The following is an 11,164-nucleotide window of genomic DNA, read 5'->3' as shown; positions in this document are numbered from 1 at the left end:
CGGACGCCTTCGCTGGCAAGCCAGCTCCTACAGCAGGCAGGCACATCCCACAGTCTCACCCCGTAGAAGCCGGCTTGCCGGCGAAGAGGCCGTTGAGCCTTGTATTGCCTGGGCGGACGCCTCCGCAGCCTCGGCAGCGGCTACAGAGGCCGCGCGGGAGGTTGTAGGCGGTTGTTCGAAGTTGTAACAGCGGCGCCCTAAACAACGATTGATTCTGATTAATATCCATTTAAAACAATAAGTTATGTGTGTTTATCAGAATGAGGACTGGCCTCAATCAACCAATTGCCGCCTTGTTGAACACTCGTTTAGTATGACCCTCACGTCACCTCCCTCACGCCAACCACAATAATTCGAGGACGCACATGACCCCTTCATCGTCGCTGCTCAGCCGGATCGAAGCCGGCGTAGCCTGGATCACCCTCAATCGCCCGGAGCAACGCAACGCCCTGGACATCCCCACCCTCAAGCAACTGCATGCCTTGCTGGAGCACTGCAACAGTGACCCGGCGGTACGGGTGCTGGTGCTGACCGGCAGCGGCCGCAGTTTCTGCGCCGGGGCCGATCTGGCGGAATGGGCCGAAGCCGAGGCCCGGGGCGCCCTGGAAAGCTACGGCTGGACCGAAACCGCCCACGCCTTGATGACCTGCTTGCACAGCCTGGACAAACCCACCATCGCCGCCATCAACGGCACGGCGGTGGGCGGTGGCATGGACCTGGCGCTGTGCTGCGACCTGCGGGTGGCCGGGCAGTCGGCGCGCTTCAAGGCCGGCTACACCAGCATGGCCTACTCGCCGGACGCCGGGGCCAGTTGGCACCTGCCGCGCTTGATCGGCAGCGAACAGGCCAAGCGCCTGCTGTTTCTCGATGAGTTGTGGAGCGCCGAACGCGCCCTGGCCGCCGGTTTGGTCGGCGAGGTGTGCGCCGACGAGCAACTGATCGGCAGCGTCAGCGAGCTGGCGGCGCGCCTGGCCACGGGCCCGACCTTCGCCTTTGCCCAGACCAAGAAGCTGATACGCCAGGGCGCCGACCGCAGCCTGGCGCAGCAACTGGCCGCCGAACTGGCCGCTGGCCTGCTGTGCGGGCGTAGCGCCGACGGCGCCGAAGCCCTGCGTGCCGTCAGCGAAAAACGCCCGCCACGTTTCCAAGGGCTGTAGGGGCGGCCGGGCGGCGCTCGGTTTGCCGGCGAAAGGGCCCCTGGGCCATGCGCCCATTTTGTAGGAGCCGGCTTGCCGGCGAAGGCGCCCGCAAGAACAGCGCCTGATTCAAGGGCCTGTTCGCCAGCAAGCTGGCTCCTACGAGAAGGTGTTTTTCGCCAGAACGTCCTGCCAGGTCACTCGTTTTTTTGCACCGTCAATCACTCACAGGTAGCGCCATGAATTTCCAACTCAGCCAAGAACAAGAAATGTTGGTGGACGCGGTTCGCAGTTTTGTCAGCAAGGAGTTGCTGCCCCACGAAGAGGCGGTGGACCGCGCCGATGAGGTCAGCGCCGACCTCGCCGGGGAGATCCGCAGCAAGGCCATCGCCGCCGGCTTCTATGCCTTCAACATGCCGGAAGAAGTGGGGGGCGGCGGCCTGGACTACCTGTCCCAGGCGCTGATTGAGCGCGAGCTGGCCAAGTGTTCCTGGGCCCTGCATGTGTTCGTTGCCCGGCCGTCGAAAATCCTCATGGCCTGCACCGGCTCGCAGATCGGCGACTACCTGCTGCCCTGCGTGCAGGGGCGCAAGGTCGACTGCTTCGCCCTGACCGAACCCGGCGCTGGCTCCGACGCCAATGCGATCAAGACCCGCGCCGTGCGCGATGGCGGCGACTTCGTGCTCAACGGCAGCAAGCATTTCATCAGCCACGCCGGGCATGCGGATTTCGCCATTGTCTTCGCCGTTACCGGCACCTATGAGCACAACGGCCGCCAGCGCAACGCGGTGACCTCGTTCCTGGTGGACCGCGACACCCCGGGCCTGACCATCCGCCGGGGCCCCAAGTGCGTGAGCAACCGCGGCTACCACACCTTCGAGATGTTCTTCGACGACTGCCGGGTACCGGCTTCCAAGGTGCTGGGGGAGGTGGGCAAGGGTTGGGAAGTGGCCAACGCCTGGCTCACCGCCGGGCGGGTGATGGTCGCCGCCAACTGCGTCGGGCAGGCCCAGCGCGCCCTGGATGCCTCCCTGCAATGGGCCGCGGACCGCAAGCAGTTCGGCCAGGCCATCGGCAGCTACCAGGGGGTGTCGTTCAAGCTGGCGGACATGGCCACGCAGATCCGCGCCGCCGAGCTGTTGACCCTGCACACCGCCTGGAAGATGGACCAGGGCAGCATGACCGATGGCGAGGCCGGCATGGCCAAGCTGTTCGCCAGTGAAGTGCTGGGCCGGGTGGCCGACGAGGCGGTGCAGATCTACGGCGGCATGGGCCTGATGGACGAAGGCCCGGTGGAGCGCATCTGGCGCAACGCGCGGATCGAGCGGATCTGGGAGGGCACCTCGGAGATCCAGCGCCACATCATTTCCCGTGAACTGCTGCGGCCGCTGATGCGCTGAGCGCCCTGGAGAATTGCCGTCATGTCCCAGACTTTGCGTGACAATCTCAAGCGCCTGCTGGCCCCAAGGCACTTGGCTTTCGTCGGTGGGCGCAGCATGGCCCGGGCCCTCAAGCGCTGCGCCGAAGGTGGGTTTGCCGGGCCCATGTGGCTGGTCAACCCGCAGCATGCCGAGCTCGATGGCGTGCCCTGTGTGCCCAGCATCGAACAACTGCCTTGCGGCCCGGATGCGGTGTTCGTCGCCACCAACCGCGAGCTGACCCTGACCTGCGTCGCGGCGCTGGCGGCCAAGGGCGCCGGCGGGGCTATCTGCTACGCCTCGGGCTTTGCCGAAACCGGCGCCCAGGGCCAGGCCCTGCAACAGCAACTGCTCCAGGCCGCGGGCGACATGGCGCTGCTGGGTCCCAACTGCTACGGCTTGCTGGACTACCTGCACAGCGCAGCGCTGTGGCCGGTGGCCCATGGCGGTCAACCCGTGGAACGCGGTGTGGCGGTGCTGACCCAGAGCGGCAACTTTGCCTACAACCTGTCCATGAGCGATCGCTCGCTGCCGGTGGCCTACATGGCCTCGGTGGGCAATCAGGCGCAACTGGGCATTGCCGAATTGATGGACGTGCTGCTGGACGAGCCGCGGGTGACCGCCATCGGCCTGCACCTGGAAGGCCTGAAGAACGTGCCGGGTTTTGCCCGGGCGGCGCACAAGGCCCTGGAGAAGGGCATACCCATCATCGCCCTGAAGACCGGGGTGTCGCAGATCGGCGCCGAGCTGGCCTTGAGTCACACCAGTTCGCTGTCGGGATCGGACGCGCTGTACGACGCGCTGTTCCAGCGCCTGGGCGTAATCCGGGTCAGCGGCCCGGTGAGTTTTGTCGAAACCTTGAAAGCCGCCTCCTGCGGGCAGTTGCCGGCTGGCCCGCAGTTGATGGCCCTGGCCTGTTCCGGGGGCGACGCCGGGCTGATCGCCGACTACGCCGAGCGCAACGGCCTGCAGTTGCCCAAGCTGGATGCCGGGCAATGCGCCGAGCTGGCCGGGGTGCTGCCGGGCTACGCCAACCTGGTGAACCCGCTGGATTTCACCACCGCCATCTGGGGTGATGCCCAGGCCCTGCAAGCCATGCTCGACACGGCCCTGCGGACCGAGGCCGACAGCGCCATGCTGGTGCTGGATTACCCGGCCGAGTTCACCGGCGAGCGCAAGGAATGCGACCTGCTGCTGGAGCTGTTCTGCGCCGCGTTGCAGCGCCACGGCAAGCGCGGTTTTGTCACTTCGGCCTTTCCCGAGCTGCTGCCGGCCAGTGCCCGCGAGCGTTTGCACGGCCATGGCATTCCCGCCTTGCAAGGGGTGGAGGATGGCCTTGCCGCTTGGGGCCGGATCGTCGCCTATCAACAGCGGCGCCCGGCGTTGCTGGCCCTGGGGGAGTCGGCCCTGGTGCCGCTGTGCCCGCAGGCTCTGGACGGTAGCGCTGTGCTGCTGGACGAGTGGCAGTCCAAGCAGGCCTTGCGCGCCTTCGGCCTTTGCACCCCCGATGGTGTGTTGACCACCCCCGGGCAGGCCCTGAGCGCGGCGGCGGGCATTGGCTACCCGTTGGTGCTCAAGGCGGTGAGCGCCGAGCTGCCGCACAAGACCGAGGCCGGGGCGGTGGCCCTCAATCTCAAGGACCCTGAAGCCCTGAGCGCCGCATTGCGGCTGATGCGCACGCGGATTGCCGAGCATGCGCCGGGGCTGGCCTTTGAGCAGATCCTGCTGGAGCCCATGGCCGCGGCGCCCCTGGCGGAACTGATTGTCGGTATCAAGCGCGAGAACGACTTCGGCCTGGCCCTGGTGATCGGCGCCGGCGGGGTGCTGGTGGAACTGCTCAAGGACAGCCGCAGCCTGCTGCTGCCCACCACCGAAGGGGCGATCCGCCAGGCCCTGCTCAGCCTGCGCAGCGCTACCTTGCTGCAAGGCTTTCGCGGGCGCCCCGAGGCCGATCTTGAGGCCCTGGTGGCGGCCATCGGCGCGGTGGCGGACTACGCCTGCGAACATGCCGGGCAACTGCTGGAACTGGATGTGAACCCATTGTTGGTCGGTGCCCAGGGCACCGTCGCGGTCGATGCGTTGATTCGCCTTGGCCAGGCTTGAGGAGAGAGACATGCACGATCAGACCTTGACCGGTGGCCAGGCCCTGGTGCGCCTGCTGGCCGGCTACGGCGTCGACACGGTGTTCGGCATTCCCGGGGTGCACACCCTGGAGCTGTATCGCGGCCTGCCCGGCAGCGGCATCCGCCATGTGCTGACCCGCCACGAGCAGGGCGCGGGCTTCATGGCCGACGGTTACGCCCGGGTCAGCGGCAAGCCCGGGGTGTGCTTCGTTATCAGCGGCCCGGGGGTGACCAACGTCGCCACGCCGATTGGCCAGGCCTATGCCGACTCGATCCCGCTGCTGGTGATTTCCAGCGTCAACCACAGCGCCAGCCTGGGCAAGGGATGGGGCTCGCTGCACGAAACCCAGGATCAGCGGGCGATTACCGCGCCGATCACCGCGTTCTCGGCCCTGGCCTTGAGCCCGGAAGACTTGCCCGAGCTGATCACCCGGGCCTTTGCCGTGTTCGACAGCGAGCGCCCGCGCCCGGTGCATATCAGCGTGCCCCTGGATGTGCTGGCGGCCAAGGTGGCCCGGGACTGGACCGGCGAAGTGCGGCGGCGCCCGGCTCGCGGCCCGGCCGCGGCGGCGGATATCCGGCAGGCGGCGGACATACTGCGCAAGGCCAAGCGGCCGATGATCATTGCCGGCGGCGGCGCGTTGCACGCCGCTGAACAATTGCGCGCCTTGAGCACGCGCCTGGGGGCGGTGTTCTTCAGCAGCGTCGCCGGCAAGGGCCTGCTGCCGGACGAGGCGCCACTGAACGCCGGGGCGACCTTGTGCGTGGAGCCCGGCTGGCAGTTGATCAGTCAGGCCGACGTGGTGCTGGCGGTGGGCACCGAGATGGCCGACACCGACTACTGGCGCGAGCGCCTGCCGCTGAACGGCGAGCTGCTGCGCCTGGATATCGACCCGCGCAAGTTCAATGACTTCTACCCGTGTGCGGTGGCCTTGCACGGCGATGCCCGCGCCACCCTGGACGCCTTGCTCCAGGCCTTGCCACCCACACCGGCCGAAGCGGGGGCGGCGATTCATGCGGTGGCCGATCTGCGCCAGGCGGTGCAGAACGGGCAGGGGCCCTTGCAGCAGATTCACCGCTCGATCCTGCAACGCATTGCCGCCGAGCTGCCGGAGCACGGCTTTATCGCCAGCGACATGACCCAACTGGCCTACAGCGGCAACTACCTGTACCCGACCCGGGCCACCCGCAGTTGGCTGCACCCCACCGGCTACGGCACCCTGGGCTACGGCTTGCCGGCGGGCATCGGCGCCAAGCTCGGTGCCCCCGAGCGTCCCGGGCTGGTGCTGGTGGGCGATGGCGGTTTTCTCTACACGCTGCAGGAGTTGGCCACGGCGGTGGAGGAACTGCGCAGCCCGCTGGTGGTGCTGCTGTGGAACAACGACGCCCTGGGGCAGATCCGCGACGACATGCTGGATCTGAACATCGAGCCCATTGGCGTGTTGCCGCGCAATCCGGATTTTGCCGCCCTGGCCCGGGCCTTTGGTTGCAGTGTCAGCCAGCCCGCCAGCCTCGATGAGTTGCAACAGGCACTGCGCGAGGGCTTTGCCCGCAACGGCGTGACCCTGATCGAACTCAAGCACGCCTGCGCGCGCTGAACATCCCTTTTTGCCTGGAGCTTGTGCATGCGTTTTTCTCGACTGACCCAACGTATTGCCGGAGACGGCGCCGCCGCCTGGGACATTCATTACCGGGCCCTGGCCAAGCGCGAACGCGGCGAAGAGGTCTGGTTGCTGTCGGTGGGCGACCCGGATTTCGACACTCCGCAACCCATCGTCCAGGCGGCCATCGACAGCCTGCAGGCCGGCCACACCCATTACGCCGATGTGCGCGGCAAGCGGGCCTTGCGCGAGGCCATTGCCCGGCGTCATCAGCAGCGCAGCGGGCAAGTGGTGGATGCCGACCACGTGGTGGTGCTGGCCGGTGCCCAATGCGCCCTGTACAGCGTGGCCCAGTGCCTGCTGGACCCGGGGGACGAGGTGATAGTGGCCGAGCCGATGTACGTCACCTATGAAGCGGTATTCGGCGCCTGCAACGCCCGGGTGGTGCCGCTGCCGGTGCGGGCCGAGGACGGCTTTCGGGTGCAGCCCGAGGCGGTGGCCGCGCGCATCACCGGCAAGACCCGGGCCCTGGTGCTCAACAGCCCGCACAACCCCACTGGCGCGAGCATTCCCCGGGCCACCTGGGAGGCCCTGGCGGCGCTGTGCATCGAACATGACCTGTGGCTGATCTGCGACGAGGTCTACAGCGAGCTGCTGTACGAAGGCGAGCATGTCAGCCCGGCCAGCCTGCCGGGCATGGCCGAGCGCACCGCGACCCTCAATAGCCTGTCCAAGTCCCATGCCATGACCGGCTGGCGCCTGGGCTGGGTGGTGGCGCCGACGGCCCTGGCCGCGCACCTGGAAAACCTCGCCCTGTGCATGCTCTACGGCTCACCTGAATTCATCCAGGACGCCGCCGTGGTGGCCCTGGAACAGGCCTTGCCGCAACTGCGGGACATGGCCCAGGCCTATCGCCAGCGCCGGGACCTGGTGTGCGACTGCCTGGCCGATTGCCCCGGTGCCCGGCCGTTGAAACCCGATGGCGGCATGTTCGTCATGGTCGATATCCGCGCCACCGGGCTCAGCGCCCAGGCCTTCAGCGAGCGCCTGCTGGATGAGCAGGGCGTCTCGGTGCTGGCTGGCGAAGCCTTCGGCCCCAGCGCCGCCGGGCATATCCGCCTGGGGCTGGTGCTGCAAGCGGATGACCTGCGCGAAGCCTGCCGGCGCATCGCCTTGTGCGCCCGGCAGTGCCTGGCCGAACGCGATGCCCCTGTTACTGTGCAACCTGTCTGAGGAAGCTTCATGAATGTGTTGATCGTCCACGCCCACCCCGAACCGCAGTCCTTCACCGCCGCCTTGCGTGACCAGGCCCGCAGCACCCTGGAGGCCCAGGGGCACCAGGTACAGGTCAGCGACCTGTACGCGATGAACTGGAACCCGGTGGCTAGCGCCGCGGATTTTGCCTCCCGGGACAACCCGGATTACCTGGTGTATGCCCTGGAACAGCGCCTGGGGGTGAAGAACCAGAGCATTGCCGCGGATATCCAGGCCGAGCTGGACAAGCTGCTGTGGGCCGACCTGTTGATCCTCAACTTCCCGGTGTTCTGGTTCTCGGTGCCGGCCATGCTCAAGGGCTGGATCGACCGGGTGCTGGTGTCGGGGGTGTGTTATGGCGGCAAGCGTTTCTATGACCAGGGCGGGCTGGCGGGCAAGAAAGCCCTGGTGACCCTGACCCTGGGCGGGCGCGAGCACATGTTCGGCGAAGGCGCGATTCACGGCCCGCTGCAGGACATGCTGCGCCCGCTGCTGCGCGGCACTTTGGCCTATGTCGGCTATGACGTGCTGGAACCCTTCGTGGCCTGGCACGTGCCCTACATCAGCCAGGAGGCTCGCCAAGCCTTCCTGCACAGCTACCGCCAGCGCCTGCAGCACCTGGCGCACGACCAGCCCCTGGTCTTCCCGCGCCTGGACCAGTTCGACGAAGCCCTGTACCCCTTGCCGGTCTGAAATCCCCACCGCCGATACGCCTTCCTCCGTAGGAGCCGGCTTGCCGGCGAACAGGCCCTTGAGCCTTGTGCTGCTCTTGCGGCCGCCTTCGCTGGCAAGCCAGCTCCTACACGAGCGTCCGCGGCGATACGTCTTCCTCCGTAGGAGCCGGCTTGCCGGCGAACAGACCCTTGAGCCTTGTGCTGCTCTTGCGGCCGCCTTCGCTGGCAAGCCAGCTCCTACACGAGCGTCCGCGGCGATACGTCTTCCTCCGTAGGAGCCGGCTTGCCGGCGAACAGGCCCTTGAGCCTTGTGCTGCTCTTGCGGCCGCCTTCGCTGGCAAGCCAGCTCCTACACGAGCGTCCGCGGCGATACGTCTTCCTCGGTAGGAGCCGGCTTGCCGGCGAACAGGCCCTTGAGCCTTGCGCTGCGCTTGTGGCCGCCTTCGCTGGCAAGCCAGCTCCTACACGAGCGTCCGCGGCGATACGCCGCCGACTTGCCGGCGAACAGGCCCTTGAGCCTTGTGCTGCTCTTGTGGACGCCTTCGCTGGCACGCCAGCTCCTACATGAGCGTCCGCGGCGATAGGGCGTTCTTCGGGGGCGCTGCGCGGGCTGGCCGCTAGGGATGCGGGCCGGTCCACGCCGCGGGGTTGACCAGGTTCGGCGGGCGCTGGCCGGCCAGGGCCGCCAGCAGGTTGTCCACTGCGCAGCGGGCCATGGCTTCGCGGGTTTCGTGGGTGGCCGAGCCGATGTGCGGGGTGGCCACGACGTTGGGCAGTTGCAGCAGCGGCGAGGTGTGGTCCAGCGGCTCGCGTTCGAAGACGTCCAGCCCGGCGCCGCGAATCCGCCGTTGTTGCAGGGCTTCGATCAGCGCCGCTTCATCCACCACCTTGCCCCGGGAAATATTGATGAAGATGCTTTCGGGGCGCATCAGGGCGAACTCCCGGGCGCCGATCAGGCCCTTGGTGCGTTCGGTCAGGGGCAGGGTCAGGCAGATGAAGTCGGCTTCCTCAAGCAGTTGCTCCAGGCTCCGGTACTGGGCATTGAAGCGTTGCTCCACCGCGGGCTTGGGCCGGGTACTGTGGTAGATCACTGGCATGCCGAAGCCGAAATGCCCGCGTTGGGCCAGGGCTTCGCCGATGCGCCCCATGCCGATGATGCCCAGGGTCTTGCCGTGGACATCCGTGCCAAAGTGCGCCGGCCCGATGTTGCGCTGCCATTGCCCGGCGCGCACCAGGTTGGCCAGCTCCACCACCCGCCGGGCGGTCGCCAGGATCAGCGCGAAGCCGGTGTCGGCGGTGGTTTCGGTGAGCACGTCGGGGGTGTTGCTGAGCAGGATGCGGCGCCGGGTCAGGTAGTCGATGTCATAGTTGTCGACCCCCACCGAAACGCTGGCCACCGCCCGCAACCGGGGCGCCAGGTCCAGCAGTTCGGCGTCCAGGCGCAGGCTGGCGCCCAGCAGCCCGTCGGCGCTCGGCAGCGCCTGGCGCAGGGCGTTCAGCCCCGGCGCGTCGAGGGTTTCGATCAGGGTCACCTGCGCCTGCTCCTGCAGGCGGGCCATCAGCGTTGGGGAGAGTTTCTTGTACAGCACCAGGTGTTTTTTCATGGGGTTCTCTAGACCGTTTCAAGGGTGAGCCAGGCGCCGGCGCAGGGGCAGGGCCTTGGCCTGCGGCTGGTTGGCACCGGGTTTGAGCAGCAGGGTCAGCAGTACCGAGAGCAGCAGCGCACCGCTCATCAGCAGGTAGGAGGCGCCGGGGGAGCCGGTGGCGCTGTTCAGGTAGCCCACCAGGTAGGAGCCGCCGAAAGAGCCCAGGGCGCCCATGCTGTTGATCAGGGCCATGGCGCCACCGGCGACGTTGGCCGGAAGGATTTCCGGGACGATGGCGAAAAACGGCCCGTAGGGCGCGTACATGCAGGCGCCAGCGATCACCAGCAGGCTGTAGGACCACCAGAAGTGCTCGGCCCCCAGCAGGTAGGAGCCGTAGAAAGCGATGGCCGCCACCAGCAGCGGCGGCCAGACGAAGCGCTTGCGCTTCTGGGTGCGGTCCGAGCCCCAGGACACCGCCAGCATGGCGATCACCGCCGCCAGGTAAGGCAGGGCCGAGAGCCAGCCGGCTTCCACCATGTCCATCTGCGCGCCGTGCTTGAGGATCGACGGCAGCCACAGGACAAAGCCGTAGACCCCGATGCTCCAACAGAAGAACTGCAAGGCGAGGATGATCACCCTGGGCGAGCGGAACGCCTCGGCGTAGTTCTTCACCGCCTTGATCCCTTGCTGTTCGGCGGCCAGGGCGCTTTCCAGGTCGCGTTTTTCGTCCTGGCTCAGCCACTGCGCCTGGCTGGGCCGGTCATCGGCCAGGCGCCACCAGATAAAGGCCCAGATCACCGCCGGCAGGCCTTCGATGATGAACATCCAGCGCCAGCTGAAGTGCTGCACCAGGTAGCCGGAGACCACCGACATCCAGAGCATGGTCACCGGGTTGCCGAGGATCAGGAAGGTGTTGGCCCGGGAGCGTTCGGCGCGGGTGAACCAGTGGCACAGGTACACCAGCATCGCCGGCATCACCGCGGCCTCTACCACCCCCAGCAGGAAGCGGATGCCGATCAGCATGTAGGCGTTGGCGACGATCCCGGTGAGGGTGGCCAGGCCGCCCCAGAGGATCAGGCTGACAAAGATCAGCTTCTTCACGCTGCGCTTTTGCGCGTAGATCGCCCCGGGCACCTGGAAGAAGAAATAGCCGAGGAAGAACAGCGCCCCCAGCAGCGAGGACAGGCCGGGGGTGATCTGCAGGTCGTCGGCCATGCCCGAGGCCGCGGCGAAACCGTAGTTGGCGCGGTCCAGGTAGGCCAGGCTGTAGGTGATGAAGACGATGGGCATGATGTACCACCAGCGGCGGGTGGCGAGTTTGAGCGTGTCCATGAAAGTTCTCCTGAGCTTGTTGTTTTTGTCGCAGCAGGTG

The 11,164-nt window shown here is 67.2% G+C and carries 8 protein-coding genes; 6 read left to right on the top strand and 2 right to left on the bottom strand.

Going from position 1 to position 11,164, the window contains the following annotated elements:
• The first annotated feature begins 365 nt into the window (after positions 1-365).
• From KCG88_RS06935 to KCG88_RS06910, 6 genes are all read left to right on the top strand, one after another.
• Positions 366-1,157 (top strand): enoyl-CoA hydratase-related protein, encoded by a 792-nt coding sequence (locus tag KCG88_RS06935; protein WP_210712087.1) that lies wholly within the window; start codon positions 366-368, stop codon positions 1,155-1,157.
• A gap of 218 nt (positions 1,158-1,375) precedes the next feature.
• Positions 1,376-2,536 (top strand): acyl-CoA dehydrogenase family protein, encoded by a 1,161-nt coding sequence (locus KCG88_RS06930; RefSeq protein ID WP_011061007.1) that lies wholly within the window; start codon positions 1,376-1,378, stop codon positions 2,534-2,536.
• Positions 2,537-2,557: 21 nt separating this feature from the next.
• Positions 2,558-4,657, top strand: a complete 2,100-nt coding sequence (locus KCG88_RS06925; protein WP_210712086.1) for an acetate--CoA ligase family protein — start codon at positions 2,558-2,560, stop codon at positions 4,655-4,657.
• Between the two features lie 10 nt (positions 4,658-4,667).
• The gene (locus KCG88_RS06920) at positions 4,668-6,275 is read left to right on the top strand and encodes a 5-guanidino-2-oxopentanoate decarboxylase (protein ID WP_210712085.1); all 1,608 of its coding nucleotides are present in this window, start codon (positions 4,668-4,670) and stop codon (positions 6,273-6,275) included.
• Between the two features lie 27 nt (positions 6,276-6,302).
• Positions 6,303-7,511, top strand: coding sequence for a pyridoxal phosphate-dependent aminotransferase (locus KCG88_RS06915; RefSeq protein WP_210712084.1), 1,209 nt, complete (start codon positions 6,303-6,305; stop codon positions 7,509-7,511).
• 9 nt (positions 7,512-7,520) lie between these two features.
• Positions 7,521-8,225 (top strand): NAD(P)H-dependent oxidoreductase, encoded by a 705-nt coding sequence (locus tag KCG88_RS06910; protein ID WP_047336603.1) that lies wholly within the window; start codon positions 7,521-7,523, stop codon positions 8,223-8,225.
• Between the two features lie 598 nt (positions 8,226-8,823).
• Here KCG88_RS06910 and KCG88_RS06905 read toward each other — a convergent pair.
• Entirely contained in the window at positions 8,824-9,810 is a 987-nt protein-coding gene (locus tag KCG88_RS06905; protein WP_210712082.1) for a D-glycerate dehydrogenase, read from the bottom strand.
• 18 nt (positions 9,811-9,828) lie between these two features.
• Complete coding sequence (locus tag KCG88_RS06900; protein WP_047336605.1) at positions 9,829-11,124, bottom strand: MFS transporter; 1,296 nt, start codon at positions 11,122-11,124, stop codon at positions 9,829-9,831.
• Between the last annotated feature and the right edge of the window lie 40 nt (positions 11,125-11,164).

The sequence above is a fragment of the Pseudomonas sp. MWU349 genome (assembly GCF_017947325.1).
Lineage (GTDB): Bacteria > Pseudomonadota > Gammaproteobacteria > Pseudomonadales > Pseudomonadaceae > Aquipseudomonas > Aquipseudomonas protegens.
The sequence above is the reverse complement of the archived record's forward strand: the minus strand, read 5'-3'. Positions and strand labels throughout refer to the sequence as shown.

What these genes read in the sequence shown, in the direction of transcription:
- KCG88_RS06925 (WP_210712086.1), top strand. Translation starts at nt 2,558, where the DNA reads ATGTCCCAGACTTTGCGTGACAATCTCAAGCGCCTGCTGGCCCCAAGG.
- KCG88_RS06920 (WP_210712085.1), top strand. Translation starts at nt 4,668, where the DNA reads ATGCACGATCAGACCTTGACCGGTGGCCAGGCCCTGGTGCGCCTGCTG.
- KCG88_RS06935 (WP_210712087.1), top strand. Translation starts at nt 366, where the DNA reads ATGACCCCTTCATCGTCGCTGCTCAGCCGGATCGAAGCCGGCGTAGCC.
- KCG88_RS06930 (WP_011061007.1), top strand. Translation starts at nt 1,376, where the DNA reads ATGAATTTCCAACTCAGCCAAGAACAAGAAATGTTGGTGGACGCGGTT.
- KCG88_RS06905 (WP_210712082.1), bottom strand. Translation starts at nt 9,810, where the DNA reads ATGAAAAAACACCTGGTGCTGTACAAGAAACTCTCCCCAACGCTGATG.
- KCG88_RS06910 (WP_047336603.1), top strand. Translation starts at nt 7,521, where the DNA reads ATGAATGTGTTGATCGTCCACGCCCACCCCGAACCGCAGTCCTTCACC.
- KCG88_RS06915 (WP_210712084.1), top strand. Translation starts at nt 6,303, where the DNA reads ATGCGTTTTTCTCGACTGACCCAACGTATTGCCGGAGACGGCGCCGCC.
- KCG88_RS06900 (WP_047336605.1), bottom strand. Translation starts at nt 11,124, where the DNA reads ATGGACACGCTCAAACTCGCCACCCGCCGCTGGTGGTACATCATGCCC.